Source organism: Thioalkalivibrio sp. ALE28 (assembly GCF_000377425.1).
Lineage (GTDB): Bacteria > Pseudomonadota > Gammaproteobacteria > Ectothiorhodospirales > Ectothiorhodospiraceae > Thioalkalivibrio.
The window spans coordinates 37,643-64,314 of sequence record NZ_KB898094.1 but is presented as its reverse complement, the minus strand read 5'-3'; the positions used below and the strand labels follow the sequence as shown (position 1 = coordinate 64,314).

The following is a 26,672-nucleotide window of genomic DNA, read 5'->3' as shown; positions in this document are numbered from 1 at the left end:
CGGTGGCACGCGGGGACACCGGAGAGCGAAAGGCCGGGCGCGACGGGGCGCCCGAGCGGGCGGTTGCGCTGGAATGGGATCGGCGCCGGGCGCCGAAGATCACGGCCAGTGGATCGGGAGCCACCGCCGAGGCCATCCTGCGGATCGCCGAGGAGCACGGCATCCCGCTGCATCAGGACCCGGCGCTGAGCGAGGCGCTGGCGCAGATCCCCGTCGGGAGCGAGATCCCGGAGGAACTGTACGTGGCGGTGGCGGAGATTCTCGCCTTCGTCTTTCTCCTGGCGGGCATTACCCCCGATGACCGCGCCGGTGGCTATCGGGATGCATCGCGCAGCCGGGGACGCTCCGGCGACGGACCCGAGCCGGGATCATGAACGCCCGGAAGACCCCGAGGGTTCCGCCGTGCCGGTCCCATGCAGGCTGAAGAGCAGGTCGAGTTCGGTGGATGTGAGCCCGCAGCGCCGGCGCACCTCTTCGCGCCCCAAGCCCTGCTGGATCAGACGAATGGCCTGCTCGTAGGCACCGCTGTCCCCTTCGCGGGCCCGCAACTCGCTGTGCTGGTCATGCAGGCGTTCCAGGGCCCGCTGCACGGAGGCCTGGGCCTGGCCATGGGTGGCCACACCCTCAGACAGGGCCTTCATGGCCCCCTGCAACGCCATCACCGAGGTGGCTTGGCGCTGATAGTCCTGGCGCAGGGCGGCGAGCTGGCGCCGCAGCAGGATCACCAGCCCCACGGAAAATGCGGCCACGATGGTCGCCAGCAGCGCGATCAGCGCGACCAGCCAGATCACCATTCCCTCTCCCATTGCGCGCACTCTCCTGAATACCGGGCCCGGTGATTGTCGCGTGAATCGTGGGCGCCTGACCAGCGCAGCGCGATTGCCGGAGCGCGATCAGCCCGGGTTTGCGGATTTCTCGCAGCGGCGCGCGCGGACGGACGTCTCAGGCGTAATCGTCGATCAGACCCCGCCGCTTGCCGCGTTCCTCCTTGCGTGGCGGGCGCTGCTGGGTCGGACGCACCGCGGGCCGAAAGACCGGGTCGCGGTCGTGATCGTCGCTCAGACGGCGACCGGGAACGGTGGTATGCACGGGCCGGACCGTGCGATCCGGCTGAAACTCGTCGACCATGGCTCACCTCCCGGCTTGCGCCCAATGGCCCGCTTGTTCAGGGAGTTGGACCCGACGCCCGCGCTACAGTTCGCGCAGTTGCGCCCACTCCTCGTCGGACAGCAGCTTGTTCAGGTCCACCAGGATGGTCAGCCCCTCCTCGGTGCTGGTGACCCCCTGGATGAAACGGCTGCTGTCATCGTTGCCGACCTCCGGCGCCGGCTCGACCGCATCCGGGGCGATCCGCACGACCTCGGATACCGAGTCCACCAGGATCCCGACGTTCTGGTTGTCCACGTCGATGATCACGATCCGCGAGGCCTCGTCGGATTCGCGATCGTCCAGCCCCATGCGCCGCCGCGCGTCGATCACGGTCACGACATTGCCGCGCAGGTTGATGATCCCGAGGATGTAATCCGGAACGCCGGGAACCGGCGCAATCTCGGTGACCTTGAGGACCTCCTGAACCTGCAGGACATCGATCGCGTAGGTTTCCTCCGCGAGGCTGAAGGTCACATACGGAGCGGTGTCGGCCTTGGCCATGGCTTCTACGTCTTGTGCGCTGCTCATGTCGTCCTCGATGTTCCGTGCAGGCGGGTTTCGCCCTGTGGTGTCTTCCTGACCGGGTTATCGGCCGCTCGCCGCGAGGCTTGAGTGCCGCGCGGGGTGCATCAGTCCCAGCCGCCCTCGTCGAGGGTCCGGTCCAGGGCCTCGAGATCCAGCAGCGTCGCCATCTTCTCGCGCTCCACCCCGGCCAGCCACGGCAGGCGCCGCCGGTGGCTGCGCCAGCGCAGCGAGTCCGGCTGGATCACGCGGGTCCCGTGGATCGCCCGGCAGGCCAGGGCGAAGCGGGAGCCGGCCAGGAACACGACCTGGCGGGCGGTATCCGGCTCGTATTCGCGGTCCTCCGGCGTCACCACCGCGGCCAGGTCGATCAGCTGCACCCGGCCCTGTTTGGTATCGGCCAGCCCAAGGTACCAGACGGAGTGATTCGGGGTCGGTCGCACCTCCAGGCTGTCCAGCGGGGCCACACCGCCCAGCGCGTGGAGCGGCGCCAGTAGCGTCAGGTTGCCGGCCTCGATCACCAGGGCGGAGAACGACTCCTCGGGGCGCGGGTAGTCCCGCTCCGCCGGATCGTCGGGCGGTGCGGGCGGTGTCGCGGCAGGCGCTACCTCCAGCTCCCCAACCGACGTCGAAGTGTCGACCTCCGGAACGGCTTCCGCCACCGGTGCGGGCGGCTCCAGCAGGTCCGGGCGCAACAGCGTCCGCACCGGTTCCGGTTCGTCGAGCAGGCTGCCGAAATAGTCGTCCAGCGCCTCTGGTTCCGCCTTCAGAGCCAGGTTGTCGACTGTGGATCGCTTCATCCGCGCCGCCTCCGTTCATGGGGTTCGGACAGCTGCCCGCCGATCGCCTCCAGCAGGTCCGAGTATGCGAGCACGCCGCGCGCATCGGGGATCATGAAGCAAAGCGGCTGACCCGCGCTGGAGGCATCGCGAAACTTCGTGTCCACCGGGATCACCCCGGGCCACACGTCGTCCCCGTACAGCCGGCGCAGCTCGGCCAGGGCCTCGTGCGCGGCGCGTGTCCGGCGATCGAAAAGCGTGGGGATGATCCGGTACTGCAGCTCGGCCTTGCGCGACTTCTGTACCATTTTCAGGGTATTGATCATCCGTTCAAGCCCCTTAAGGGCGAGGAATTCCGTCTGTACGGGCACCAGCAGCTCGTCGCAGGCCGCCAGCGCATTCACCATCAGCACACCCAGCATCGGCGGGCAATCCAGCAGCACGTAGTCATACTGGTCGGAGACCTTCTCCAGCGCATGCCTCAGCACCAGGCCCATGCCGCTGCGCGTCCCCAGCTGGCGGTCCAGGGTGGCCAGGGCGGTGCTCGCGGTCAGCAAATCCAGCCCCGGGAAGCGGGTCTCGCGGATCAACCCGTTAGGATCCGGGTCGGTCCCTTCGGCGCACTGGCTGAACAGCTCGTACACCCCGCGCGTGGCGGTTTCCGGATCGTGGCCGAAATAGGCCGTCAGCGAACCATGCGGATCCACATCCACCAGCAGCACACGCTGCTCCGGACCGGAGAGCAGGCCGCCCAGCGTTACGGTGGTCGTAGTCTTGCCCACCCCGCCCTTCTGGTTTGCCACCGCCCAGACCTTCATGGTGTGTCTCCATCCGTCGGGAGCGGCGCGGGCGGAAGATCCTCGCGCAGGCGCTCCGGTTCCTGCGCCCCCTCGGCGCGTGGCCGCGCCCCGGGCAAGACCACGATGGACACGCGCCGATTCTCGGCACGGCCCTCCGCCGTTTCGTTGCTGGCCACCGGTCGGTGTTCGCCATACCCCAGGGCCACCAGATTCTCGGGGTCCACACCCGTCTCCTCGAACACGCTGACGACGGCCGCGGCGCGTCCGGACGAGAGCTCCCAGTTGGAAGGATAGACCGCCGTCTGGATGGGGACGTTGTCGGTGTGCCCCTCCACGTGGACGCGCGACACCCGCGGGGCCAGGATACCCCCCACTTCCTGCAACAACGCATCGGCCTCCGGGTTCAGCGTCGCCGACCCGGAAGGGAACAGCAGGCGGCTGGTGATCTCGATCTCCAGCCAGTAGGCCTCCCGGGTCACGCGCAGGTCGCCCTGGTCGATCCACTGCGCCATGGCCTGCTCGATCTCGCGGGCGGTCTCCGCCAGTTCGTCGAGAAAGGCCTGCATGCCGGCGTCGTCGGGGCTGTCGTCCAGCATCCCGCTCAAGGCCATGTCGATGGGCTGCGGACCGTCCTCCACCAGCCCCGGCTGGACCTCGATCGGCACCAGTGCGCGCAGATCCTGCGGGGAGCGCTCGCGTGCCACGGTGGGATCCCCCACCTGTATGGGCTCCGCCTGCATCGGCGCCCGGAAGGCATCCACCAGGGACTCCGACAGCACGCGATACTTGCCATCATCCACCGACGAGATCGCGTACATCACGACGAAGAACGCAAGTAACAGAGTGACCAGGTCCCCGTAAGGAATGGCCCATGCTTCGTGATTCTGATGTTCCTCCGCCCGCTTGCGTCGCGCCATGGTGACCTCACTCGTGGATGAAGCCACTCAGCTTGCTTTCGATATTTCGCGGGTTCTCGCCCTCGGCGATCGCGATCAGACCTTCCATCAGCATTTGCTGGTGTTGCGAGCGGTTCTGAATAATCGACTTTAACTTGTTGGCCAGCGGAAGGAACAGCAGGTTGGCCGAGGCGATCCCGTAGATGGTCGCCACGAAGGCCGCCGCGATCCCCGCCCCCAGCTTGCTTGGATCCGCCAGGTTCTGCATCACCGCCATCAGGCCCATGACCGCCCCCACGATACCCAGGGTCGGCGCATAGATGCCCATGCTCTCGAACACCTTCGCACCCTGCATGTCGAAGTGCTCGCGGTTGTCGAGGTCGGCCTCGAGGATCTGGCGGATGGTCTGCGGCTCGCTGCCGTCGACCAGCAGTTGCAGCCCCTTGCGAGCGAAGCCGTCGCTCTCCTCGTCGGCGAGGGTCTCCAGCCCGAGCAGGCCTTCCTTGCGCGCCACATGCGACCATTCCACGATCTGCTCGACCATGGCCCGGTTGTCGATCTTCGGCGGCTTGAAGGCCCACGGCAGGATCCGCATCCCGTGCATGAACACCGTCAGGCGCGCCTGCACCAGGGTCGCCCCCAGCGTCCCCAGCACCACGATCACGAACGCCGCAGCATTCCACAGTGCGCCCAGGCCGCTGCCCTTGGCAATGCTGCCTCCGAGCACGGCCACCAGCCCCAGCGTCACCCCGATGAGGCTCAGGATATCCATGTCAGCAGAACCCCTTGACCAGCGCGGGACCGATCTCGGGCAGCGGATAGACGTGATCGGACAAACCGGCCTCTGCCACCGCCGCCGGCATCCCGTAGACCACGCACGTCGCCGCGTCCTGCGACCAGACCTGCGCCCCGGCCCCTTTCAGCGCCCGCGCACCCTCGCGCCCGTCCGCGCCCATCCCGGTCAGCACGACCGCGAGGACCTGTCCGCGCAGCGCATCCACGGCGGAGCTGAATGCGGCGTCCACGCTTGGCTTGTAGATTGTGCCCAGCGGGCTCTCCGCGATGCGCACATGGGTCTGGCTGCCCCGTTCCAGAGTCAGCTGCATGCCCCCGGGGGCCAGCAGGGCCACGCCCGGCTTCAGGGCATCGCCGTCCTTCGCCTGGCGCACCTCGATGTTGCACATCGCGTTCAGCCGGTCGGCAAAGGCCGGCGTGAAGCTGGCCGGCATGTGCTGCACCAGCACAATCGGCAACGGGAAACTGGCCGGTAGCGGTTTCAGCACCTCCTGCAGGGCGACCGGCCCCCCCGTGGAAGTCCCGATCAGGACCGCCCGCAGTTGCCGCAGGGGTGTTGGCGGCCGGGTGCGCGCGACCGGCGGCTGTTGCTTGGCAGCGTCTGCGGCCTGACGGTCGGCCTCTTCCCGCCGCGCGGTCGGCCGCGACTCGCGGGCCGGTGTGCTGGTGCCCGGCGCGCTGGCCGAGCGCGCGCGGCTGCGCGACAGCGAACGCACCCGGCGACGCAGCAGCATGCGGGCGCTGTCCTCGTCGCCCGCCATGTCGCTGAACCGCTTGGGGAGGAAGTCCACCGCCCCGGCCTCCAGCGCGTCCAGGGTGGCCTGGGCGCCTTCGGTGGTCAGGCTGGAGAACATCAGGATCGGCCGCGGACTCTCGGCCATGATCTTGCGTACCGCGGTGATGCCGTCCATGACTGGCATCTCGATATCCATGGTCACGACATCGGGGTCGAGCTCGCGCACCTTTGCGATCGCCTGCTCGCCGTTCTCGGCCGAGCCGACCACCTCGATGCCCGAGTCGGAATCCAGAATCTCCGCAATGCGTCGACGAAAGAACCCCGAGTCGTCGACGACCAGAACCCTGATCGGCATCCTCAGCCCTCGCTCGTGCGCGATGCGCGGCGGGGACGGCCGGACATCTGCAGTTGCCGCATCAGGATGGTCACCAGATCCGAGACATCCAGGATCAACGCGATCCCGCCATCCCCGGTAATCGTGGCGCCCGCCAGGCCCTTCACGCCCTGCAGATTCTGCCCAAGGGGCTTGATGACCACCTCTTCCTGACCGACCAGGTCATCCACCACCAGACCTACCTTGCGATCGGCGGTATGCACCACGACTACATGGGCGTTCTTGCGCGGCTCGGGCTCGTGGCCCGGCTTCAGCCAGCGCTTGAGGTAATGAATCGGCAGAGCCTGCTTGCGCACGATGATGACCTCCTGGTCATCCACGTAGTGCGTCTTCGTCAGGTCCAGATCCAGGATCTCGGATACCGACGCCAGCGGGATGGCGAAGCGCCGGCCATCCAGGATCACCATCAGCGCGGGCAGGATCGCCAGCGTCAGGGGCAGCTTGACCCGCAGCGTGGTGCCCACGCCCACCTCGGAGTCGATCTCGATGGTGCCGTTGAGCTGCGAGATCTTGGTCTTGACCACGTCCATCCCGACCCCGCGGCCGGAGACGTCGGAGATCTCGGTCTTGGTCGAGAAGCCGGCCATGAAGATCACGTTGAAGGCCTCGCGATCGGTCATGCGCTCGGCCATGGCCGGTTCCATCAGGCCTTTCTCCACGGCCTTGCGCCGCAGGGCCTGCGGGTCCATGCCGCCGCCGTCGTCCTTGATCAGCAGCGCGATGTGATCGCCTTCCTGAGCGGCCCCCAGCACTACGGTCCCCTTGCGCGGCTTGCCCGCCGCCTCGCGTACCTCGGGGGTCTCGATGCCGTGGTCCACGGCATTCCGGACCAGGTGCACCAGCGGATCCGACAGGGCCTCGACCAGGTTCTTGTCGAGGTCGGTGTCCTCGCCGAAGATCTCCAGCTCGATCTCCTTGCCCAGATTGCGGGAGAGATCGCGGATCACGCGCGGGAAGCGGTTGAAGACCTTCTTCACCGGCTGCATGCGGGTCTTCATCACCGAGGTCTGCAGATCCGAGGTCACCAGGGCCAGGGAGCTGATCGCCTTGCCCAGCTCGTCATCGACATGCTGCGAGCGCAGCATGCTCAGCCGGTTGCGCACCAGTACCAGCTCGCCCACCAGGTTCATGATCTCGTCCAGGCGCTCGGTGTCGACGCGCACGGAAGTCTCGCCCTGCGGGGCCGCCCGACCGCCCCCCTCGGCACCCCCGCCGCCGGCACGCGCGCCGCCACCGCCCTGGCCTCCTGCAGGGGTATCGGCGGGCGCGGCGGCCTTCTCCGGTTCGGCGGGTTCGGGCTTCGCCGACGGGGCTTCCGCAGGTTCGTCGTCTGCGGGGCTGGGGACTGCCCCGGTAGCGGCCGGCCCGGCGCCCTTGGCCTGCAACTCGTCCAGCAGGTTCTCGAATTCGTCGTCGGTGATCAGGTCGCCGGAGCTACCCTCACCCTCCGCAGCCGGTTCTTCTCCGGCCGCATCGCCCGCGGTGGAGCCCGTCTCCACGGGCTTCGGCGGCTGATCGCCGTGCAGGCTGTCGAGCAGGGCCTCGAATTCGTCGTCGGTGATCTCGTCACCGGCACCGACCATCGCGTCGCCATCCGCCGCCGGTTCCGCATCCGTATCCGCTTGCGGTTCGGGTTCTGGCTCCGGCTCGGGTTCCGGGGGTGGCGGCGCGGCGGGCTCCGCCGCCACGTCCTCGTTGTTCGCCATGCGCCGGAGGTTTTCCACCAGATCGGCCTCGGCGGGTGTGGGATCCACGCCGGAGCGCAGGTCCCCGAACATTACGTTCAGGGTGTCCAGCACCCGCAGCATGGTGTCCATCAGGTGACTGTCCGCCCGCCGCTCACCGTTACGCAGCAGGTTGAAGACGTCCTCCGCGTGATGGCACACGGTCACCAGGGGATCCAGGCTCAGGAAGCCGGCTCCACCCTTGATGGTATGGAAGCTACGAAAGACCGCATTCAGCAGATCCCGGTCATCGGGATTCTGTTCCAGGTCGATGAGTTGCTCGTTGAGCCCCTCCAGCAGTTCCCCGGCCTCGATCAGGAAGTCCTGAAGGATTTCGTCATTGGGGTCGATGGCCATTCAGTCTCTCCGGTCGCGTGGCGCCATTCGCATGAGGGGAACTGCCTAGAAGCCCAGGCTCGATAGCAGATCGTCCACCTCGTCCTGTCCTTGAACGACATCCGCGGCGGAATCTTGAGTCTTGGGCACGCTGGGACCGTGACCCTTGCGGTCCGCCTCGCGCTCCTCCTCGCGTTGTTCAAGCGACGCCTCGGCCGCCTCGACCTGCTCCATGCGCCCGCTGGAGAGCCGGATCAGGGACACCAGGTTCTCTTCCAGGTCGGTCACCAGCTGGATCACGCGGCGAATCACCTGGCCGGTAATGTCCTGATAGCTCTGTGCCATCAGCACCTCGGAGAGCAGCCGGCGCAGCTCCTCGGTGTCGTCCCCCGCCTGCGCGAAGAACGTGTCGAGCTCGCGGGCAAAGTCCCGGAACTCCTCCACTGAGAGCTGGCGGTTGCGAAAGCGCGTCCACTTCGCCGTCAGGTCGGCCGCCTGCTGGCTGAACGACTCCGCGATCGGCAGGCTCGACTCGATGGCATTCATGGTGTCGTGGGCCGCCTGTTCGGTCATCGTGACCACGTAATTCAGGCGTTCCTTTGCGTCCGGGATCTCCGCCTGGGTCAGTTCGACCAGACGCGAATCGCCGCGGAAGCTTTGCAGGGCCTCGTGAAGATCACGGGTCAGCTTGCCCAGCTCGTCGAAGAGTTCGCGGTCATAGGGGCGCGCCAGATCCTGCACCAGCGCCCGGGCGCCCGTGTCGTCGCCCGCCTCCAGCGTCTTGACCAACTGCCGCGCAAGCTCCAGCTGATCGTCGCGTGGTGGGTGTTCCTGTTCAGTCATGAGAAGCCTCTTGCGGGTACGGCGCGGAAGGTTTCGGACGACGCCCGCGGCGGTCGGTGCCACGGGCGTCGGGCATATCGGTCACAGGCCCATGATTATCCCTGTGCTTCAATGCGTTCGAAGATCTTGTCGATCTTTTCCTTCAGCGTCTCGGCGGTGAACGGCTTGACCACGTAGCCGTTCACGCCCGCCTCGGCCGCCTCGACGATCTGGTCGCGCTTGGCCTCCGCCGTCACCATCAGCACCGGCATGGACTTGAGGTTCGGGTCGGCGCGCACGGCCTTCAGCAAGTCGATCCCCGGCATGTTGGGCATGTTCCAGTCGGTGATCAGAAAGTCGAAATCGCCGTTCTGCAGCATCGGCAGCGCAGTGCTGCCGTCGTCGGCTTCCTGGGTATTGTTGAAGCCAAGATCACGCAACAGGTTCTTGATAATGCGCCGCATCGTGGAAAAGTCGTCCACGATGAGAATCTTCATTCCCTTGTCCACACGTCACTCCGGGATTCGTAGGGTGGGTTTTAGAATAACTGCAAAGCCGTACCGTCTTCGAGCCACGAACCCAGGCGGGCACGCAGTCGAATGGTGGCCTGACTTCGGATCTGGCTGACGCGCGACTCGGTCACGCCCAGCACGGCACCGATCTCGCGCAGGTTGAGCTCTTCGATGTAGTAGAGCGACAGCACCAGCCGCTCGCGTTCGGGGAGGTCGCCGAGGGCTTCGGCCAGTTCCTGACGGAACTCACCGGCCTCGAGGGTGCGGGCCGGCGACACCTCCTGCCCTTCGATCACGCGATCAGCCCCGTCGTCACCCCCGCCGAGGTCGTCCAAAGCGAACAGGTGGGCCCCGGCGTGATCCTGCAGCATCTCGTAGTACTGGTCGATCGGCACGTCCAGCTCGGCGGCGACCTCGCTGCCACGCGCCGCCCGCCCCTCGCGCGCCTCGACGGTCTGGATCGCCGCGGCAATACGCCGACTGTTGCGGTGCACCGAACGCGGTGTCCAGTCACTGCGGCGCAGCTCGTCGATCATCGCGCCACGGATGCGGATGCCGGCGTAGGTGGCAAAGGTCGCGCCCTGGCCGCCCTCGAACTGGCGCGCCGCCTCGAGCAGCCCGATCATGCCCGCCTGAATCAGATCATCCACCTGCACCGAGGCGGGGAGCCGCGCCATCAGGTGATGGGCGATGCGGTGGACCAGCTCGACGTGATCGGCAATCAGCTGTTCGTGTCCGCCGCTGGCCGCGGAGGTCGCCTGATAGCCGGAAAGTCGATTACGCGTCGTCATCATGCGCTCTGCAGCATCCGTTCCACGAAAAACCCGACGCCACCGTGGTCACCGCCCCCCACCGGCCAGCGGTCCACGGTCCGTGCCAGTTCGGCAAAGGCCTTCCCCGCCGGGCTCCCGGGGTACTGCTGTACCACTGGCGCGCGTTTCTGCACCGCCTTTCGCAGGTGATCGTCCATCGGAATATAGCCGGCCAGGTCGAGCACCACCTCCGGCAGGTAGTTGCCGCAGACGGTATTGAGCTTCTGCATCAGTCGCTCGGCGCCTTCGCGGCCGTCGACCATGTTCGTCACCATGCGGAAGCGACGCAGGCCATGATCGCGGTGCAGGACCTTGATCAGGGCATAGGCGTCGGTAATCGAGGCGGGCTCGTCGCAGACCACCACCAGGGTCTCCTGGACCGCGCGGCAGAACGACGTCACGGATTCCTGCAGGCCGGCCGCGGTGTCCACGATCAGCACATCCAGGGGTTTGCGATAGGCGCTGAAGGCATGGATCAGACCGGCATGCTCGGCCGGCGTCAGGTTGGCCATCGCCGCGATCCCGGAAGCCGACGGCACCACCTTCACCCCGTCCGGTCCCTGGACGAGCACATCTTCCAGGCTCTCCACATCACCGGTCACCAGGTCGTGCAGCGTGCGCTCGGGACGCATCCCCAGCAGCAGGTCCACGTTGGCCAGGCCCAGATCGGCGTCGAACAGCATGACCTCGCGCCCGAGCCGGGCCAAGCCCACCGACAGGTTCACCGATACGTTGGTCTTGCCCACCCCGCCCTTGCCCGAGGCAACCGCGATGACCTTCAACGGCTTGTTAGTGCGTGGCATAGCGCCCCTTCCCGACCGGTTGAATCAGTTCCAGCGTGGCGGGCTCCGCCGCCCGTGCCGGACGTGCCTGGGCGCGCGCGCGCCGCGGCGGTTCCATCTCCGCCAGGCGCTCGGCCGCCCAGGTCTCGCGGGCATTGGCCGCTGCCCCGGGTTCATCGGCGGCATCCTCCAGGGCCAGTCGGGTCAGATACCCGGTATCGACCCGGTGAAAGTCCTCGGCAATACGCTGGCCATCGCTGACGAACCCCAGCCCCAGGTGCTGATCGAGCAGTACGGACAGGACCTCGCCCAGCTCCTCGGCCTCGTCCAGCTTGGTCAGCACCAGCGCCGAGGGCTCCGCCTTGCGAAATGCCTCCAGCACCCGCCGCAATGCGCTGCCCTGGGTCGTCGCCGACACCACCAGCCAGCTCTCGGCCCGGATGTCCGGCGGCAGGTGCGCGAACAGGGATTCGTCCTCCACTGCCCGCGGGGCCTGTCCCGCCGTATCCACCAGGATCAGGTGCCCATCCTCCACGCGGCGCGCCAGTTCGCGCAACTCTCTCGCGTTCTGCAGCACCCGCACCGAGATCCCCGCCATCTGGGCGAAGGCCTGCAACTGGCGCGTGGCCCCGATGCGCTGGCTGTCCAGGGTGACCAGCGTAACCGAATCCGGGCCCATGCGGCGGATCTGGCGCAGCGCGATGCGGGCCAGCGTGGTGGTCTTGCCAACGCCGGTGGGCCCGACCAGCGCCAGCAGGCCGCCCTCGTCCAGGATGTCCGGCCGGTGGGTGGCAATCGCGCCCGACAACCGCGCCCGCAGGCGTTCCCAGGCCTGTTCCGGCGAGCTGTCATCGAGAATGCTTCCGGCCAGGCTGCGCGCCAGGGCGTCGCTGAACCCGCGGTCGATCAGGCGCGCCTTGCATTCCGCCGCCAGCGGGTGGCGGGCCGCCCAGCGCGCCTCTTCGCTCTCCGCATACTGGCGCGTCATCAGGCTGCGCAGGTCGCGCAGCTCCTGCCGCATGGCGGTCAGCTCCGGGTCGGCCGGCCACGACGCTGCGGCCTGACCGGCGCCGCGCTCGCGGGCCGGCCGGGCGGTTGTGCTCGCTTCGCGGCTCGTCGCGGGCGCGTCCTGCGCGGCTACCGGCTCCGACGCGGCGCCGTCCTCCAGCGCCGCGACCACCTCCAGCCAGCCGTCGACCCGGCGACTGGACAGGATGACCGCGTCCTCGCCCTGCTGCTCGCGCACCTGGCGCATCGCGTCACGCATGTCCCGGGCCCGATATCGTCTGACGTTCATGCTTTTTCTCCTGTGCCGCTCGCGCGGCGGAACCCTTCATCGTGTCGTTCAGGCGGACTGCTTCTGCGACTCTTCCTGGCCGACGGTGGCAACCACCCGGATCCGGCGATTGTCCGGAATCTCGGTAAAGGCCAGCACGGTCAGACTGCGGACCGCGCCGCGCAGCCACCCGGCGATCCAGGAGCGGATCTCCGGTGCCACCACCAGGACCGCCGGCTGTCCGGCCGTCTCCTGGCGGCGGGCCGCATCGGCCACCGAGCGCTGCAGCCGCTCCGCCAGCCCGGGCTCCAGTCCAACCGTGCCGCCCGAGCTCCCCTGCAGGGACTTATGCAAGAGCTGTTCCAACGACGGATCCAGCGCGATCAGGGGCAGCTCGTCCTCCGGCCCCACCAGGTCCTGCACGATCGAGCGCGCCAGGGCCACCCGCACCGCCGCGGTCAAAGTGCCGGGATCCTGACTCTTGACCCCCTCGTCTGCCAGGGTTTCGGCGATCGTGCGCAGGTCGCGGATCGAGACTTGCTCGGCCAGCAGGTTCTGTAGCACCTTCAGCACGATGGACAGGGACAGCGTCTTGGGCACCAGGTTTTCCACCAGCTTCGGCGAATGGCGCGCCAGCTGGTCGAGCAGGTGCTGCGCCTCCTCGTGGCCGATCAGGCGATGCGCGTTCTCGCGGAACACCTGTGACAGATGGGTCGCGATCACCGTGGCGCAGTCGACCACGGTATAGCCGGCACCCTGGGCCTGGTCGCGGTCCGCCGGGTCTATCCACAGCGCATCCAGATTGAACGTCGGGTCCTTGGTCGGCGTGCCCGGCACCGTCCCGAACACCTCGCCCGGATTGATCGCCAGTTCGCGCTCGGGGAAGACCTCGGCCTCGGCCACGGTCACGCCCAGCAGGCTGATGCGGTAGGCATTCGGGCTCAGTTCGAGGTTGTCGCGGATATGCACCGGCTGCAGCAGGAAGCCCAGCTCCTGCGAGAGCTTGCGGCGCACGCCCTTGATCCGGCCCATCAGCTGGCCGTCCTGGGTGCGATCCACCAGCGGGATCAGGCGATAGCCCACCTCCAGCGACACCAGATCCACCGGCGGCACGTCTTCCCAGGTCAGGTCGCGATCCTCGGAGCGGGCCCCGCCCTCGTCCTCCTGCGGGATGCGCTCCACCTCCACCTCGGCCTCGCGGGCCTGGCGCTTGAGCAGGTACGCCCCGCCGAAGATCAGCGCGGCCAGGCCCAGGAACACGGCATTGGGCATGCCCGGCACGATCCCCAGTGCGGCGATCACACCCCCGGCCACGTACAGCACGCGCGGGTTGGAGAACATCTGGCCGAAGACCTGCTGCCCCATGTCCTGGCTGCTGGTCACGCGGGTCACGATGATCGCGGTCGCGGAGGACAGCACCAGCGACGGGATCTGCGCGACCAGACCATCGCCGATGGTCAGCAGCACGTAATTGGTCGCGGCATCGCCGATCGTCATGCCGTGCTGGACGGCCCCGATGGTCAGGCCGCCGATGATGTTCACGAACAGGATCAGGATGCCGGCGATCGCGTCACCGCGAACAAACTTGGAGGCCCCGTCCATGGAGCCATAGAAGTCCGCCTCGCTGGCGATCTCCTCGCGGCGCTTGCGCGCCTCTTCCTGGGTCAGGATGCCGGCGTTCAGGTCGGCGTCGATCGCCATCTGCTTGCCGGGCATGGAATCCAGGGTGAAGCGGGCGCTGACCTCGGAGACGCGCCCCGCGCCCTTGGTGACCACCACGAAGTTGATGATGATCAGGATGGCGAACACCACCAGGCCGACGGTGTAGTTGCCGCCCACCACGAAGTCGCCGAAGGCCTGGATCACCTTGCCCGCCGCGTCAGTCCCGGTATGGCCTTCCAGCAGGATCACCCGCGTAGACGCGATGTTCAGCGCCAGGCGCAGCAGCGTCGCGACCAGCAACACGGTCGGGAACACGGCGAATTCCAGCGGCCGCGGCGTATACACCGCAACCATGATCACCACCAGCGAAAGCGCGATATTGAAGGTGAACAGCACGTCCAGCGCCAGCGGCGGGAGCGGCAGCACCATCATCGACAGCATGGCGATCAGCAGGATCGGCGCGCCGAGTCCCCACTTGCCGACGTTCCCGAGGCGGTCGAAGAAGGCCATCAGCGATCCCTCCGCTTGCCGCGCTGCTTGTCCGGATCGAGGTAATCCTCCGGCACTGGCAGGTCATCCGGCATCTGCGCGTCGGCGTCGGCCCGCTTGAGCTGGTAGACATAGGCCAGGATGCGTGCGACGGCGACGAACAGGCCGTTGGGGATCTCCTGGTTCAGGTCCGTGGTGAAATAGATCGCGCGGGCGACGCGCGGCGCCTCGACGCGGACGATCGCGTGTTCGTCGGCGACCGCACGGATCGAGGCCGCGACCTCGTCGGCGCCCTTGGCCACTACCTTGGGCGCCGCCATGCGCGAGGCCTCGTAGACGATGGCCACGGCGTAATGGGTCGGGTTGGTGATGATCACGTCGGCCTTCGGGACCTCCTCCATCATCCGCCGCTGCGCCATCTCCTGCTGCAGCTGGCGGACCTTCTGCTTGACCTCCGGCTTGCCGTCGGTCTCCTTGTATTCGTCCTTGACCTCCTGGCGGGTCATGCGCAACTGCTTCTGGTGGTTCCACATCTGGAACGGCGCATCGATGGCCGCCACCACGATCAGCGCGGCCGATACCGCGATAAAGGTCCCCAGCACCAGCTGGGCGGTATGCGCGATACCCTGATGGATCGGCTCGTAGCCCAGCATCAGCAGGCGATCGGAAAAGGTGGCGAGCACCGCGACCGCGACGCTGGAGATCAGCACGAACTTGGCGAAGGTCTTGCCGAACTCCATCAGCCCCTGCCAGGAGAAGATGCGCTTGAGCCCCTTTCCGGGATTCAGCTTGGAGGCCTTCGGGGCCGCCGCCTTCCAGGAGAAGTTCGCGCCCCCGATCACGATCGGCGCCATCACCGCCGCAACGATCAAGACCCCGAACAGCGGAAACAACGTGCGCAGGGTGCGGAAGATCTCCTCGGCGAGGTAAGGCAGCAGCAGCGACGAGTCGTACGCCATTTCGGGATCGAAATCGAAACGACTGGTCATCTGTTCAGCGAGTTGCGCGCCCATGTTCGGGCCGTACATCAACATGAACGCCCCCGCGGTCATCAGCACCAGGAAGGTGCTGAGTTCGCGCGAGCGCGGGACCTGACCCTTCTCCTTCGCCTCGCGCAGGCGTTTCGGAGTGGGCTCTTCGGTTTTTTCCTGCCCGTTCTCGTTCTCGGCCATGTCAGAACCCCATCCGGGTCTGCATCAGGTGGAAGGCCTCGAGCATCAGCTCCCCGAAGCGTTCCGGCAGCCCCGGAAAAGTGAACATGAGCAGCACAAAGCCGATCAGGATCATCATCGGGAAGCCCACCGCGAAGATGTTGAGCTGCGGCGAGGCGCGGGTGATCACGCCCATGGAGATATTCACCAGCAGCAGCGAGGCGACCGCCGGAAGCGCCACCAGCACCGCGCCCACAAACATCGTCGATCCGAACGCGACCAGCGCGTAGAAGGCCTCCGCGTTCAGGCCGGTCGGGGCGATGGGCATGGTCTCGAAGCTGGTCAGCATCAGTTCCAGCGCGATCAGATGGCCGTTCATCGCCAGGAACAGCAGGGTCGAAAAGATCACGAAGATGGTCGATACCACTGGCACCTGCACGCCCTGGGCCGGGTCCACGATGGACGCGAAACCCAGCCCCATGCCCAGCGCGATCACCTCGCCCGCCTGGGTCACGGCGGAGAAGACCATCTGCAGGATGAAGCCCATGAACACCCCGATCGCGATCTGGTGCAGCGTTACCACCACGCCTTCGAGGCTCAGGGGGTCGATATCCGGTAGCACCGGCCCCTGCATGGCGACGAAGATGGCCAGCAGCAGCGCCAGCCCCATGCGCACCCGAGCGTTGACCGTGTCGGCGCCGAAGATCGGCATGGCGACGAGCATGGCGCCAATGCGCGCGAACGGCCACAGGACCGCCCCCACCCACAGCACCAGCTGTTCCGCCGCCAGGGTCATCGGTCTACCCCACCATCCCCGGCGCGCCCTCGTAGAGGCGCTCGGTATAGTCGATCAGCAGCGCCAGCATCCAGTGCCCACTGATCAGCAGGGCCGCGAACATGGCCAGCAGCTTGGGGATGAACGACAGGGTCATTTCCTGCACCTGGGTGGCGGCCTGAAGCATGCCGATCGCCAGGCCCACCGCCAGCGCCGTCAGCAGCGGCGGCGCGGCCAGAAGAACCACCACCGTGAGCGTCTCGCGCCCGATATCGACCACCAGTTCGGGTGTCATCGGAACCTCCTAAACAAAAAAGCTGGTGGCAAGGGTGTTCATCATCAGCGCCCAGCCATCGACCAGAACGAACAGCATCACCTTGAACGGCAACGAGATGATCAGCGGCGAGAGCATCACCATCCCCATCGACATCAGGACCGAGGCCACCACCAGGTCGATGATCAGGAACGGGATCAGGATCAGGAAGCCGATCTGGAACGCGGTCTTGAGTTCGCTGGTGATAAACGCCGGCACCAGCAGGCTCAGCGGGATATCGTCGGCATCCTCGAAGCCGTCGATCCCGTTGATCTCGGCGAACATCGCCAGGTCACTCTCGCGGGTATGCGCCAGCATGAACTCGCGCAGGGGCTGCACCCCGGCCTGCAGCACCTCCTCGGTCCCCATCTCCTCGTTCACGTAAGGCACGAACGCGGTGTCGTAGATCTCCTCGAACACCGGGGCCATCACGAACAGGGTCAGGAAAAACGCCAGACCAATGAGGATCTGGTTGGACGGGGTCTGGGTCGTACCCAGGCCCTGGCGCAGGATGGCCAGCACCACCAGGATGCGCGTGAACGCGGTCATCATGATCAGGATCGACGGCAGCAGGGTCAGCAGCGTCATCAGCAGGATGATCTGCAGCGTCACCGAATAGGTCTCGCCACCATCGCCGTTGGTGGTCACCGTCAGGGCCTCGATGCCCTGCGCGACCTGCGCTCCGGCCAGGCCCGGCAGGGCCAGCAGAGCCAGCCCCAGACCAATCCGCAGCAGCACCGACATCACGACTGCCCCCGCTCGCCGGTGACCGGCGCACGCCGCGTCACCGCGCGCTTCAACGCGCTCGAGAAGTCCGGGGTCTCGCCGGCCGGGGCCAGTACCGGTTCGTTCATGGTGTGCAGCGTGCGCATGCCGGCGGGCCCAACCCCGACCAGGACCTGTTCGTCCCCGACCTGGACCAGCACCAGGCGCTCGCGCGCGCCCACCGAGCGCGCCGCGACGATCTCGATCACCTGGGAGCCGCGATTGAGCCCGCCCTGTGTGCGCCGTAGGACCCAGCCCAGCACCACGATCGCGCCGATCACCAGGACCAGACCGCCGATCAGCTGGGCCAGATACCCGGCGGCGCCGCCGCTACCCCCCTCGGCGAGGGCGGTCAGTGGCCAGAGGCTCCCCGTAACGGCCGTCAGGACGAGGGCCGCGATGTGCGTATAGCGTTGATTCATGGCTATTTAAGCTTGCGGATCCGTTCGCTGGGGCTGATCACGTCGGTCAGCCGGATACCGAACTTTTCGTTGACCACCACCACCTCGCCATGCGCAATCAGCGTCCCGTTCACCAGCACGTCCAGCGGCTCGCCGGCCAGGCGGTCCAGCTCCACCACCGAGCCCTGATTCAGCTGGAGGAGGTTGCGGATCGGGATGCGCGTGCGACCGATCTCCATGGAGATGGTCACCGGTACATCCAGGACCATCTCCAGGTTCAGCTCCTCCCCGTCGCCCTGCACCACGCCGGAGAGCTGCTCCGGCTGCAGGGCCTCCGCGCCCGGGTCCGGCTTGTGCTTGCGTTCCCGCTTCTCGGCCTTCGGCGCTTCCTGCGCCGGGTCCTCGGACGCCCCGCCCTGTGCCTCGTTCAGCAGCGCGTCGGGGTCGGCGGCTGCCTCGCCATCCTCGTCCTTCTGCTCCGCCAGGGCGGCCGCCCACTCGTCGGCCAGGGCCTGGTCATCGGAACCGCCCTCCGTCTCCGGATTCTCGGCGGCGGCCTCCGCGTCGGGGCCGGGGGTGTCCTGTTTGGGATCGTCGGTGTCTGCCATGCTGCGGCCCTCTATCGTTTGATGATGCGTTCCGAAATCTGGATCGCATTCAGCCCATTGGATACGCCGAACTTCCCGCGGAACATCGGGATATCTTCGACCTGCAGGGAAATCTTCTCGGGGAGATCAACCGGGATGATGTCGCCCGGCTGGATATCCAGCAGCTCGCGCACGGTCACCTCGGTCTCGGCCAGGATGGAGCTGATCTCGACCTCGGCGGTCTGAATCTCCTCCTGGAGTGCGTGCATCCAGCGCTGGTCCACGTCGGAGCGGTCCGACTGGATACCGGTGTCCAGCTGCTCGCGTATCGGCTCGATCATCGAGTACGGCAGGGTCACGTGCAGGTTGCCACCGCCCCCGTCGAGCTCGATGTGGAACTCGCTGATCACCACGATCTCGGTCGGCGAGACGATATTCGCGAACTGCGGGTTGACCTCGGAGTTCAGGAACTCGAACTCCAGCTCCATGACCGGCTGCCAGGCCTTCTGCATGTCCTCGAACGCGCCTTCCAGCACGCCGTGCACCACCTTCATCTCCATCGGGGTGAAGTCACGCCCCTCGATGCGGGTGTAGTAACGGCCGTCGCCGCCGAAGAAGTTGTCCACCAGGATGAACACCAGCTTCGGGTCGAACACGAACAGCCCGGTGCCGTGCAACGGATGCGCGCGCACCAGGTTCAGGCTGGTGGGCACGAACAGCGAATGCATGTACTCGGAGAACTTGGTGATGCGGGTGCCCACCACCGAGATCTCGGCGGAGCGACGCAGCACGTTGAACAGACGGACCCGCAGGTGACGCGCGAAGCGCTCGTTGATCATCTCCAGCGTGGGCATGCGCCCACGCACGATCCGGTCCTGGGTGGCGAAGTTGAATTCGCGTGCCTGGCCATCACTCGGATACGGGTCTTCGGTCTCGACGTCGCCCTCGTCCACGCCGTGCAGGAGGGCATCGATCTCGTCCTGGCTGAGGATATCCGTCTGTGCCATGACGGGGCTCCTACTGCATCACCAGTTCGTTGAACAGCACGGCCTCGACCGCGTCCGGGGCATCGCGGGAACGCAGGATCCCGGCGATCGTCTCTTTCAGTTCTTCCGCCAGGGCCTCCTTGCCCGCGCGGGTATTGAGATCCTCGTAGCGCTGTTCCGCCAGGATGCCCAGGAGGTCGTTTCGGATTGCCGGCAGGTGCCGTTCGAAGGCCTCGGCGACCGCCGGGTCATGGGTCACCAGCGACAGTTCCGCGCGCAGGTAGCGGATGCGCCCCGGGGCCTCGATGTTCACCGTCATCGGCTCGAGGCTGGTGTACAGCCGCTCGGGCGGGCCGGCTTCGACCTGCTCGGTATCGTCACCGTCCGCCATCAGGAAGAACCAGGCGGCGGCCGCACCGCCGGCTACGAGAAACAGGACGACCAGGATCAGGACGATCAGCTTGCCCTTCCCGCCCTTCTTCGGGGCGCCGCCTTCGTCGTCGTCCAGATTGACTTCCTTCTCTGCCATATCGCACCCGCTGTCCGGTAAACCGAGGATTCGTTCTCGGTACAAACCTTAGCAAGGCTGATGCCAGAAGTCGTTTTAGTGTTTTTAATCCGTCAGTTACGGGTAGTCACTGGCGGTTTTCCGGGGCAAACGCGGGCGCGGAAAACATGAAGAACGTCAAGAATCGGCCGCCCGGCCGCCGTGAAAGACGGAATCTTGGCGGCACACGGGAACAGGGAGAACCCGGCATCAGCGCAGGAACGAGCCGGCAGCCACGGCCGCAGGCCGCGGCTGCCACCGGGCCGGAGGGATCAGGCAAACAGGTCCAGGCGCCGGTTCAGCATGGAGAGCGTGCTGCCATCGGCCTCGCGGTCCTCGGCCTCGGCAGCCTCGTCATCCGCCGCGAGCGCCGTCTCGCCGGCCTCCTGCTCCGCCTGCTCCTCGGCCGCGTGGTCGGACACGGTCGCATCGTCCAGCATCAGGCCGCTCTCGGCCAGGCTGTCACGCAGGCGCGGCATGGCCGCCTCCAGCACCTCGCGGGTCACCGGATTGGCACTGATGAACTGGATACTGGTGCGATCACCCTCGACCAGCACACGCACATCCAGGCTGCCCAGTTGCGGCGGGTGCAGCTTGAGTTCGGTACGCCCGCCCTGCGCCTGGGCCAGCAGGCGCACCTGGTCGGCCAGCTCCCGGGCCCCGTTGGGCTGCTGCAGGAGTCGTGTCAGATCGAGGCGCGGCAGCGCCCGCGCCCCGTCCGCCCCTTCGGCTTGCCCGAGCCCCTGGGCCGGCAGCACCCCGCTCAGGGGGTCGGAACGGCCGCGGCGCGCCTCGTCACCCCCCTGCCCCATCCACTGGGCCAGGATCTCCAGGACGTTGTCGCGGGCCATGCCTCCCTGCGCACCCACCACGTCGGGCTTCAGGGCAACCGCGCCATCCCGTCCGGCATTGGCCTGGGCCGCTTCGACGAACAGCCGCATGACCGCGGCCGGCAGCGGCTTCACGGGCAGGGCCCGCTCCTCGCCTCCTCCCCGGGCCGGGGTACCTTCGGCGCGGGGCACCTCGGCTCGTCCCGGTTCCTGGGTCGCAGCCATCAGCGCGGCGACCGGCAAGGTATTGCCACCCCCTTCGGGATCCGCGGCCAGGGGCCGCCCGTCCAGCAAGTCCTGGAGTCGCGCCAGCATCGCCTCCAGGTCCAGGCCTTCCAGTTCCTCGCCGGGAACGCCCAGGCTGGCCAGCAGCGACTCCATCTGGGGCTCCAGGATGGCCAGGAAGTCCTCGCCGTCCTGGCCCTTGAGGCGGCCTTGCAGGCCTTTCAGGTCGTCCAGGCCCTGCATCGAGCTGCCACCCAGCAGTTGCAGCAGCGGCAGCATGCCCTGGCCCGTATTCTGTGTTGCGATCATTGCCGGATCCTCGGTCTGCCGGGGTCATCCCCGGGCCCTTGCCTCAATCGATACTCAGGGTCCATTCAAGAACCCTGCCAACGCGCGTCTGCCTCGCGCGCATGGGCCTGGCGGGTGGCCCACATATCCTGTTCCGTCTGCTGGCGTCGCGCGTCATGCCGCGCGGTCTCGGCCCGCCGGCGCTCGAGCAGCTTCTCCAGCGAGAGGCTGTTTCGATGGCGTTCCAGCCACTCCTGGCGCGCCGTCTCCACCTGGGACTCGGCCGCCTGGATGCGCAGATCCTGCTGCTCCAGCGCGGAGCGCAGCTGGTCGCGCATGCCGGCCAGCCACTTCAGCGCATTGGCATCGTCCGGCAGGGTTGCCTGCAGGTATTCCCGCTGATAGGTCTCCAGGCGGTCGCGCTGGCCGGCGATGGCATCCAGTTGCTGCAGCCGCTCGCCCAGCTGGCGCGTCGCCTCGCTTTCCTCGATCTTGCGCAGCCGCAGCAGGCGCTCCAGGCGCTTCGGGTTCATGCCGCGCCACCCCCGACCAGGGCCAGCAGATCATCCCGGGCGCGGTCGAAGCTGACGGCCTCGTCGCGGCCCTGCCCCAGATAGGCCTCCAGGCGTTCATGCATCGCCACCGCCTCGTCCAGATGCGGATCGGCGCCCTTGCGGTAGGCCCCCACCGCGATGAGGTCGCGATTGCGCATGTAGGTGGCGGCCAGATCACGGAAGCGGCGGGCCGCGCGTTCGTGTTCCGGAGTGATCAGTGACGACATCACACGCGAGACCGACGCCCCGACATCAATGGCCGGGTAGCGGCCCGTCTCCGCGATCTCCCGCGAGAGCACCACATGACCGTCGAGGATGGCCCGCGCTGCGTCCACGATCGGGTCGTTCTGGTCATCACCCTCGGCCAGCACGGTGTAGAAGGCCGTGATCGAGCCCCCGCCGACATCGCCATTGCCCGCTCGCTCCACCAGCTGTGGCAGGCGCGCGAACACCGACGCCGCATAGCCTTTGGAAGCCGGTGGCTCGCCAATGGCCATCGCGATCTCGCGCGCCCCCTGGGCAAACCGGGTCAGGGAGTCCATCAGCAGGAGCACGTGCAGCCCCTGGTCCCGGAAATGCTCGGCCACCGCCGTGGCCACCCAGGCACCATGCTGGCGCAGCAGCGGCGACTGATCCGCGGGAACCGCCACCACCACGGTACGGGTACGCGATTCCTCATCCAGGATTTCGTGGATGAATTCGTTGACCTCACGGCCACGCTCGCCGATCAGGCCGACCACGATTACGTCCGCTGTGGTGTTGCGCGTCATCATGCCCAGCAGAACGCTCTTGCCGACCCCTGAACCCGCGAACAGGCCCAGCCGCTGGCCGCGCCCCACCGACAGCAGGCCGTTGATCGCCCGGATCCCGACATCCAGCGGCTCGCGCACGGGCGCACGCTGCAGCGGGTTGATCGGACGCCCGGCCAGCGGCCCAAAATCATGGGTGCGGATCGGCCCCTGGCCATCCAGGGGTGCCCCGTTGGCATCGATCACCCGTCCCAGAAGCCCCTCGCCCACCGGGATCTGGCGCTGGTTGTCCAGCGGTTCGATGCGAGCCCCGGGGGTCAACCCGGTGGCCAGCTCCTCCGGCATCAGGAAGGTGCGCTCGTTCTGGAAACCGACCACCTCCGCCGGCACCGGCTCCCCGGTTTCGCCGTGGATCAGGGCGCGCCCGCCAATCGGCAGGCGCAGACCCTCGGCCTCCAGCGTCAGGCCGGTCAGGCGCGACAGATGCCCCTCCGCCTGGGGTGGGTTGACCCGCTCCACGCGACCCCGGGACTGCTGCAACCGGTCCAGAAGCCCCGTGCTCAGACGTTCGCGGCCCTTGCGGCGCAGTTCGTCGATCGGAGTGCTCATGACTCCTCCGCATCCGGGCGGTCGGACGTCTGATGGGCGCTGTCATCCCGGGGCTCGGCGTCAGCGGCCGGGGCATACTCGCCGTTCCACAGGGCCTCGACCGCATGTTGCAAGCGCCGCTCCAGGCTCGCGTCCACGCTCGCCGCGCCCGCCTCCACCCGGCACCCGCCGCGCGCCAGGCCCGGATCCGGGACCCAGGTGATGCGCGCGTCCGCGCGCTCAGCGTAGGTCTCGACCAGCCCCTGATCCTCCGGATTCAGATGCACCCGCACCTCCTGGTTGCGCCCCGGCAACTGCGCCAGCGCGCCCTCGAGAACGGTGCGGATCTGCTCCGGCCGGGACTCCAGCTCGCTCTGCACGACCTTGCGCGCCAGGACCGTCACCAGGGCCAGAAGCTCCGGCTCCAGGGCGTCCGCGGCATCCGCCAGCGGATCGGCGAGACTGCCGGCCACCGCCTCCAGTGCGGCCACCGTTTCGCGCAGTTTCTTGTCCTCGCGCGCCAGGGCCGCCTTTTCCGCCTCCTTCTGGCCCAGTTCGTGACCTTCGGCATAGCCAGACTCGAAACCGTTCTTGCGCGCCTCTTCCTCGATCGCCTCGATCTCGGCGGCGGTGGGCAGACGGCGCGGCGGATGGACACCGTCGTCACCGATCTCCGGCGGCTCCCACAGCGACGCCGAGGCGTCGGTATACAGCCTGGCCGCCGAGCTGTCGCTCACAACATGGCCTCGCTACCGCCACCGCCAAGCACAATGTCGCCGTTCTCGGCCAGGCGCCGGGCCACCGACAGGATCTCCTTCTGCGCGGCCTCGACCTCGCTGACACGCACCGGGCCCTTGGCCTCGAGATCCTCGCGCAGCATCTCGCCGGCACGTTTGGACATATTGCGAAAGATCTTGTCCTTCAGGTCGTCGTCGGCGCCCTTCATCGCAAGCACCAGGGATTCGGTCTGGATCTCGCGCATCAGCGTCTGGATGCCACGGTCGTCGATATCCACCAGGTTATCGAAGACAAACATCTCTTCCTCGATACGCGTGCCCAGATCGGAATCCGACTCCTTGATCGTCTCCATGATCTCGGCCTCCCGCGAACCCTCCATCAGGTTCATGATGTTGGCCGCCGAGCGCACGCCCCCCAGCATCGAAGTCTTGCTCGCCGCATTACCGGAGAGTTGCCGGTCGAGGATCTCGTCGAGTTCCTGCAGGGCCTGGGGCTGCACGCCGTCCATGGTGGCGATGCGCATCACGATGTCGGACTGCACCCGCGCGGGCAGGTACTGCAGGGTGTCGGAGGCCTGGTCGGAATCGAGATGGGACAGCACGATGGCCACGATCTGCGGATGCTCATTGCGCAGCATGTCCGCGATGGCGCGCGGGTCCAGCCACTTGAGGGCCTCGATGCCCTTGGAATTGCGTCCCAGCAGGATGCGGTCGATCAGGCCCGAGGCCTTGTCGCCCAGCGCGCTCTCCATGACGCTGCGCACGTATTCGTCGGCGCCCACGCCCAGCGCGGTCTGTTCCTGCACATGGGTGGAGAACTCGTGCAGCGCGGCGTTCACATCGCTGCGCGAGATGCGGTCCATCGAGGCCATGGCGGTGCCGATCTTCTGCACCTCCTTGGGCCCCATGTGGCGCATGACCTCGGCGGCGGCATCCTCGCCCAGGCTCATCATGAACACGGCGGCGCGCTCGGCGCCTTCCAGCTTGGAGTTCTTGTCAGCGGCCATCGTCACCCAACCAGGTCTTCATTACCTGCGCCACGCGCTTGGGATCCTCGCGGACCATCTCGCGCACGGCCTCCAGATCCATCTCCTGCTGATCCGGACCCTTGGGACCCGTCAGCGCGGCCACGGCCGAACCCTCGCTCGGCCCCATGCCGGCCTCGCCGCCGGACTCGTCGGTCAGGGCCTCGCGGTCATCCTCGCGCCGCGGGGGCGGTGCCGGACGCTTCATCAGTTGCTTCATTGCCGGGCGCACCACCGTCAGCAGGATGATCAGGGCCAGCAACAGCGCCGCCACGATCTTCAGCACCTCGATAAACCAGGGCTGCTCCCAGAAGGCGATCTCCTCCGCCGGGATCTCGTCCGCGGGCGCCTCGAACGGCGCGGTCACCACATTGATCGTATCGCCTCGTTCGGCGTTGAATCCAACCGCCTCGCGCACCAATGCCTCGATGCGCTCCAGTTCCTCGGCGTCCCGCGCCACCTGCACCGTCTCGCCGTCCTCGTTGACCTCCTGACGGAAGTCCACGACCACCGCGGTGGAGACCCGGCGCACGCCGCCCGGCATCTCGCGGATGTGGTTGATGCGGCGATCGACCTCGTAGTTTCTGGTCACGTTGGTGCTGCGACTGCCCGGGAGCGGCGCCGGAGCAGCGGCACCTTCCTCGCCCTCTTCCCCGACCACGCCGCCCTCGGGGGGCTGATTGGTCAGCGCGCCCGGGACGCCCCCGGCACCGCCTTCGGGACCCGTGCGCTCTTCCTCCCGGCTTTGTTCGGACCGCAGCGCGATGGTCTCGGGATCGTACAGCTCCTCGGTTCGCTCCACGCGCGAGAAATCAATATCGGCATTGACCTGAACGCGCACCTTGTCGCGCCCGACGATCGGGATCAGGAGATCCCGAACGCGGTCGGTATAGCGGTTCTCCACATCCCGTGTGAAGTTCAGGCGATCGCCACTGCCGCCCATGCCCGCCTCGCCGCCGTCCTGGGTCAGCAGCGTGCCGCGCTGGTCGACCACGGTGACCCGCTCGGGATCCAGATCCGAGGTGCTGGAGGCCACCAGATGCACGATGGCCCCCACCTGCGTCTCGCTCAGGGATCGTCCGCCGCGCAGGTGCACCACCACGGAGGCGCTGGCCGGCCGGCGGTCGCGCACGAACACCGACTGTTCCCCCTCGGCAATGTGCACCCGCGCGCGATCCACCGCATCCAGGGAGGCGACCGTGCGCGCCAGCTCGCCTTCCATCGCCCGGTGATGACGCGCCCCCTCGATCATCCGACTGGTGCCAAGCCCGGTGTCCTCCTGCAACAGTTCGAAGCCGAGGTCGCCGGAGCGCGGCAGCCCTTCGCCGGCCAGCTGCAGCCGCGCGTCGGCGACATCGCCCTGCGGGACCTTCACCTGCCCGGTCGTGGAATCCACCTGGTACTGGATGCCGGCCTGGGACAGCACCTGCACGACCTCGGCCGCGTCCTCGGCGTCCATGCGCGGGAACAGCGGCACGTAGGTGGGGCGCATGGCCCAGTAGAGCAGCGCCACGATCACCACGATCGCGCCGGCCAGCATCCCGATCAGGGCAAGCTGGCGGCCCGCGGGCATCCCGTTGAACTCCTTGAATCCCCCGGTCACCACCGCGGGCAGGGACTGTGCATTGTCGGCCATCGTCCGTTCTCTCCCTCAGCCCGTCCGGC

The 26,672-nt window shown here is 67.4% G+C and carries 29 protein-coding genes and 1 pseudogene; 1 reads left to right on the top strand and 29 read right to left on the bottom strand.

What is annotated here, in order from left to right; translation table 11 throughout:
- The first annotated feature begins 2 nt into the window (after positions 1-2).
- Complete coding sequence (locus D105_RS0102420; protein WP_018877370.1) at positions 3-374, top strand: EscU/YscU/HrcU family type III secretion system export apparatus switch protein; 372 nt, start codon at positions 3-5, stop codon at positions 372-374.
- On the opposite strand, the gene D105_RS0102415 is transcribed toward D105_RS0102420, so the two are convergent.
- From D105_RS0102415 to fliF, 29 genes and pseudogenes are all read right to left on the bottom strand, one after another.
- Entirely contained in the window at positions 369-794 is a 426-nt protein-coding gene (locus D105_RS0102415) for a DUF2802 domain-containing protein (RefSeq protein ID WP_018877369.1), read from the bottom strand. The two genes, D105_RS0102420 and D105_RS0102415, sit on opposite strands and share 6 nt — an antisense overlap.
- A 148-nt stretch (positions 795-942) precedes the next feature.
- On the bottom strand, positions 943-1,128 hold the full coding sequence (locus D105_RS0102410; RefSeq protein WP_018866271.1) for a hypothetical protein: 186 nt from the start codon (positions 1,126-1,128) through the stop codon (positions 943-945).
- Between the two features lie 63 nt (positions 1,129-1,191).
- On the bottom strand, positions 1,192-1,650 hold the full coding sequence (locus D105_RS0102405) for a chemotaxis protein CheW (RefSeq protein ID WP_018866270.1): 459 nt from the start codon (positions 1,648-1,650) through the stop codon (positions 1,192-1,194).
- Positions 1,651-1,778: 128 nt separating this feature from the next.
- Complete coding sequence (locus D105_RS0102400; protein ID WP_018877368.1) at positions 1,779-2,471, bottom strand: chemotaxis protein CheW; 693 nt, start codon at positions 2,469-2,471, stop codon at positions 1,779-1,781.
- The gene (locus D105_RS0102395; protein ID WP_018877367.1) at positions 2,468-3,268 is read right to left on the bottom strand and encodes a ParA family protein; all 801 of its coding nucleotides are present in this window, start codon (positions 3,266-3,268) and stop codon (positions 2,468-2,470) included. Before D105_RS0102395 ends, D105_RS0102400 begins: the two co-directional genes overlap by 4 nt.
- Positions 3,265-4,167, bottom strand: a complete 903-nt coding sequence (gene motD, locus D105_RS0102390; protein ID WP_018877366.1) for a flagellar motor protein MotD — start codon at positions 4,165-4,167, stop codon at positions 3,265-3,267. The genes D105_RS0102395 and motD overlap by 4 nt, the downstream gene beginning before the upstream one ends.
- A gap of 7 nt (positions 4,168-4,174) precedes the next feature.
- Positions 4,175-4,918 carry a flagellar motor protein gene (locus D105_RS0102385; protein WP_018866266.1) on the bottom strand — a complete coding sequence of 248 codons (744 nt, stop codon included), beginning with the start codon at positions 4,916-4,918 and terminating at the stop codon, positions 4,175-4,177.
- 1 nt (position 4,919) lies between these two features.
- On the bottom strand, positions 4,920-6,032 hold the full coding sequence (locus D105_RS0102380) for a chemotaxis response regulator protein-glutamate methylesterase (RefSeq protein WP_018866265.1): 1,113 nt from the start codon (positions 6,030-6,032) through the stop codon (positions 4,920-4,922).
- 2 nt (positions 6,033-6,034) lie between these two features.
- The gene (locus tag D105_RS0102375) at positions 6,035-8,152 is read right to left on the bottom strand and encodes a chemotaxis protein CheA (RefSeq protein WP_018877365.1); all 2,118 of its coding nucleotides are present in this window, start codon (positions 8,150-8,152) and stop codon (positions 6,035-6,037) included.
- Between the two features lie 45 nt (positions 8,153-8,197).
- Positions 8,198-8,974: a protein phosphatase CheZ gene (locus tag D105_RS0102370; RefSeq protein WP_018877364.1), complete on the bottom strand. Its 777-nt coding sequence runs from the start codon at positions 8,972-8,974 to the stop codon at positions 8,198-8,200.
- Between the two features lie 95 nt (positions 8,975-9,069).
- Positions 9,070-9,450 carry a chemotaxis response regulator CheY gene (gene cheY / locus D105_RS0102365; protein ID WP_017942246.1) on the bottom strand — a complete coding sequence of 127 codons (381 nt, stop codon included), beginning with the start codon at positions 9,448-9,450 and terminating at the stop codon, positions 9,070-9,072.
- Positions 9,451-9,491: 41 nt separating this feature from the next.
- A complete protein-coding gene (locus tag D105_RS0102360; RefSeq protein ID WP_018875438.1) occupies positions 9,492-10,259 on the bottom strand; it encodes an RNA polymerase sigma factor FliA in 768 nt (255 codons plus the stop codon).
- Complete coding sequence (locus D105_RS0102355; protein ID WP_038032673.1) at positions 10,256-11,080, bottom strand: MinD/ParA family protein; 825 nt, start codon at positions 11,078-11,080, stop codon at positions 10,256-10,258. The genes D105_RS0102360 and D105_RS0102355 overlap by 4 nt, the downstream gene beginning before the upstream one ends.
- Positions 11,081-11,248: 168 nt before the next feature.
- A pseudogene (flhF, locus tag D105_RS0102350) lies at positions 11,249-12,356 on the bottom strand (flagellar biosynthesis protein FlhF); the annotation flags it as partial.
- 48 nt (positions 12,357-12,404) lie between these two features.
- Complete coding sequence (gene flhA / locus D105_RS0102345) at positions 12,405-14,507, bottom strand: flagellar biosynthesis protein FlhA (RefSeq protein ID WP_018866259.1); 2,103 nt, start codon at positions 14,505-14,507, stop codon at positions 12,405-12,407.
- Positions 14,507-15,658, bottom strand: coding sequence for a flagellar biosynthesis protein FlhB (gene flhB, locus D105_RS0102340; RefSeq protein WP_018877362.1), 1,152 nt, complete (start codon positions 15,656-15,658; stop codon positions 14,507-14,509). The genes flhA and flhB overlap by 1 nt, the downstream gene beginning before the upstream one ends.
- Before the next feature lies 1 nt (position 15,659).
- The gene (gene fliR, locus D105_RS0102335) at positions 15,660-16,433 is read right to left on the bottom strand and encodes a flagellar biosynthetic protein FliR (RefSeq protein WP_018866257.1); all 774 of its coding nucleotides are present in this window, start codon (positions 16,431-16,433) and stop codon (positions 15,660-15,662) included.
- A 4-nt stretch (positions 16,434-16,437) separates the two neighbouring features.
- Entirely contained in the window at positions 16,438-16,707 is a 270-nt protein-coding gene (gene fliQ, locus D105_RS0102330; protein WP_018866256.1) for a flagellar biosynthesis protein FliQ, read from the bottom strand.
- A gap of 9 nt (positions 16,708-16,716) precedes the next feature.
- Positions 16,717-17,469: a flagellar type III secretion system pore protein FliP gene (fliP, locus tag D105_RS0102325; protein WP_018866255.1), complete on the bottom strand. Its 753-nt coding sequence runs from the start codon at positions 17,467-17,469 to the stop codon at positions 16,717-16,719.
- The gene (gene fliO, locus D105_RS0102320) at positions 17,469-17,912 is read right to left on the bottom strand and encodes a flagellar biosynthetic protein FliO (RefSeq protein ID WP_018875434.1); all 444 of its coding nucleotides are present in this window, start codon (positions 17,910-17,912) and stop codon (positions 17,469-17,471) included. Before fliO ends, fliP begins: the two co-directional genes overlap by 1 nt.
- A gap of 2 nt (positions 17,913-17,914) precedes the next feature.
- Positions 17,915-18,499 (bottom strand): flagellar motor switch protein FliN, encoded by a 585-nt coding sequence (fliN, locus tag D105_RS0102315; protein WP_018875433.1) that lies wholly within the window; start codon positions 18,497-18,499, stop codon positions 17,915-17,917.
- A gap of 11 nt (positions 18,500-18,510) precedes the next feature.
- Complete coding sequence (fliM, locus tag D105_RS0102310) at positions 18,511-19,485, bottom strand: flagellar motor switch protein FliM (RefSeq protein ID WP_018866252.1); 975 nt, start codon at positions 19,483-19,485, stop codon at positions 18,511-18,513.
- Positions 19,486-19,495: 10 nt separating this feature from the next.
- The gene (gene fliL / locus D105_RS0102305) at positions 19,496-19,993 is read right to left on the bottom strand and encodes a flagellar basal body-associated protein FliL (protein WP_018875432.1); all 498 of its coding nucleotides are present in this window, start codon (positions 19,991-19,993) and stop codon (positions 19,496-19,498) included.
- Between the two features lie 290 nt (positions 19,994-20,283).
- Positions 20,284-21,375: a flagellar hook-length control protein FliK gene (locus D105_RS0102300; RefSeq protein WP_018877361.1), complete on the bottom strand. Its 1,092-nt coding sequence runs from the start codon at positions 21,373-21,375 to the stop codon at positions 20,284-20,286.
- Between the two features lie 65 nt (positions 21,376-21,440).
- Positions 21,441-21,887 carry a flagellar export protein FliJ gene (gene fliJ / locus D105_RS0102295; protein ID WP_018877360.1) on the bottom strand — a complete coding sequence of 149 codons (447 nt, stop codon included), beginning with the start codon at positions 21,885-21,887 and terminating at the stop codon, positions 21,441-21,443.
- Positions 21,884-23,266, bottom strand: a complete 1,383-nt coding sequence (locus D105_RS0102290) for a FliI/YscN family ATPase (protein WP_018866248.1) — start codon at positions 23,264-23,266, stop codon at positions 21,884-21,886. Before D105_RS0102290 ends, fliJ begins: the two co-directional genes overlap by 4 nt.
- Positions 23,263-23,982, bottom strand: a complete 720-nt coding sequence (locus D105_RS0102285) for a FliH/SctL family protein (RefSeq protein ID WP_018877359.1) — start codon at positions 23,980-23,982, stop codon at positions 23,263-23,265. The genes D105_RS0102290 and D105_RS0102285 overlap by 4 nt, the downstream gene beginning before the upstream one ends.
- Positions 23,979-24,989 (bottom strand): flagellar motor switch protein FliG, encoded by a 1,011-nt coding sequence (gene fliG, locus D105_RS0102280; protein WP_018877358.1) that lies wholly within the window; start codon positions 24,987-24,989, stop codon positions 23,979-23,981. Before fliG ends, D105_RS0102285 begins: the two co-directional genes overlap by 4 nt.
- On the bottom strand, positions 24,979-26,643 hold the full coding sequence (fliF, locus tag D105_RS0102275) for a flagellar basal-body MS-ring/collar protein FliF (RefSeq protein ID WP_018866245.1): 1,665 nt from the start codon (positions 26,641-26,643) through the stop codon (positions 24,979-24,981). The genes fliG and fliF overlap by 11 nt, the downstream gene beginning before the upstream one ends.
- Positions 26,644-26,672: the final 29 nt, after the last annotated feature.

Excerpts from the sequence above, each read along its gene's own strand:
- flhA (WP_018866259.1), bottom strand. The coding sequence starts at position 14,507 with ATGGCCTTCTTCGACCGCCTCGGGAACGTCGGCAAGTGGGGACTCGGC.
- D105_RS0102370 (WP_018877364.1), bottom strand. The coding sequence starts at position 8,974 with ATGACTGAACAGGAACACCCACCACGCGACGATCAGCTGGAGCTTGCG.
- motD (WP_018877366.1), bottom strand. The coding sequence starts at position 4,167 with ATGGCGCGACGCAAGCGGGCGGAGGAACATCAGAATCACGAAGCATGG.
- fliL (WP_018875432.1), bottom strand. The coding sequence starts at position 19,993 with ATGGCAGAGAAGGAAGTCAATCTGGACGACGACGAAGGCGGCGCCCCG.
- fliO (WP_018875434.1), bottom strand. The coding sequence starts at position 17,912 with ATGAATCAACGCTATACGCACATCGCGGCCCTCGTCCTGACGGCCGTT.
- fliR (WP_018866257.1), bottom strand. The coding sequence starts at position 16,433 with ATGACCCTGGCGGCGGAACAGCTGGTGCTGTGGGTGGGGGCGGTCCTG.
- D105_RS0102355 (WP_038032673.1), bottom strand. The coding sequence starts at position 11,080 with ATGCCACGCACTAACAAGCCGTTGAAGGTCATCGCGGTTGCCTCGGGC.
- D105_RS0102415 (WP_018877369.1), bottom strand. The coding sequence starts at position 794 with ATGGTGATCTGGCTGGTCGCGCTGATCGCGCTGCTGGCGACCATCGTG.
- fliP (WP_018866255.1), bottom strand. The coding sequence starts at position 17,469 with ATGTCGGTGCTGCTGCGGATTGGTCTGGGGCTGGCTCTGCTGGCCCTG.
- D105_RS0102380 (WP_018866265.1), bottom strand. The coding sequence starts at position 6,032 with ATGCCGATCAGGGTTCTGGTCGTCGACGACTCGGGGTTCTTTCGTCGA.
- D105_RS0102410 (WP_018866271.1), bottom strand. The coding sequence starts at position 1,128 with ATGGTCGACGAGTTTCAGCCGGATCGCACGGTCCGGCCCGTGCATACC.
- D105_RS0102360 (WP_018875438.1), bottom strand. The coding sequence starts at position 10,259 with ATGATGACGACGCGTAATCGACTTTCCGGCTATCAGGCGACCTCCGCG.
- fliN (WP_018875433.1), bottom strand. The coding sequence starts at position 18,499 with ATGGCAGACACCGACGATCCCAAACAGGACACCCCCGGCCCCGACGCG.
- D105_RS0102395 (WP_018877367.1), bottom strand. The coding sequence starts at position 3,268 with ATGAAGGTCTGGGCGGTGGCAAACCAGAAGGGCGGGGTGGGCAAGACT.
- fliJ (WP_018877360.1), bottom strand. The coding sequence starts at position 21,887 with ATGAACCCGAAGCGCCTGGAGCGCCTGCTGCGGCTGCGCAAGATCGAG.
- fliG (WP_018877358.1), bottom strand. The coding sequence starts at position 24,989 with ATGGCCGCTGACAAGAACTCCAAGCTGGAAGGCGCCGAGCGCGCCGCC.
- fliQ (WP_018866256.1), bottom strand. The coding sequence starts at position 16,707 with ATGACACCCGAACTGGTGGTCGATATCGGGCGCGAGACGCTCACGGTG.
- D105_RS0102405 (WP_018866270.1), bottom strand. The coding sequence starts at position 1,650 with ATGGCCAAGGCCGACACCGCTCCGTATGTGACCTTCAGCCTCGCGGAG.
- D105_RS0102290 (WP_018866248.1), bottom strand. The coding sequence starts at position 23,266 with ATGAGCACTCCGATCGACGAACTGCGCCGCAAGGGCCGCGAACGTCTG.
- D105_RS0102375 (WP_018877365.1), bottom strand. The coding sequence starts at position 8,152 with ATGGCCATCGACCCCAATGACGAAATCCTTCAGGACTTCCTGATCGAG.
- fliM (WP_018866252.1), bottom strand. The coding sequence starts at position 19,485 with ATGGCACAGACGGATATCCTCAGCCAGGACGAGATCGATGCCCTCCTG.
- flhB (WP_018877362.1), bottom strand. The coding sequence starts at position 15,658 with ATGGCCGAGAACGAGAACGGGCAGGAAAAAACCGAAGAGCCCACTCCG.
- cheY (WP_017942246.1), bottom strand. The coding sequence starts at position 9,450 with ATGAAGATTCTCATCGTGGACGACTTTTCCACGATGCGGCGCATTATC.
- D105_RS0102385 (WP_018866266.1), bottom strand. The coding sequence starts at position 4,918 with ATGGATATCCTGAGCCTCATCGGGGTGACGCTGGGGCTGGTGGCCGTG.
- fliF (WP_018866245.1), bottom strand. The coding sequence starts at position 26,643 with ATGGCCGACAATGCACAGTCCCTGCCCGCGGTGGTGACCGGGGGATTC.
- D105_RS0102300 (WP_018877361.1), bottom strand. The coding sequence starts at position 21,375 with ATGATCGCAACACAGAATACGGGCCAGGGCATGCTGCCGCTGCTGCAA.
- D105_RS0102400 (WP_018877368.1), bottom strand. The coding sequence starts at position 2,471 with ATGAAGCGATCCACAGTCGACAACCTGGCTCTGAAGGCGGAACCAGAG.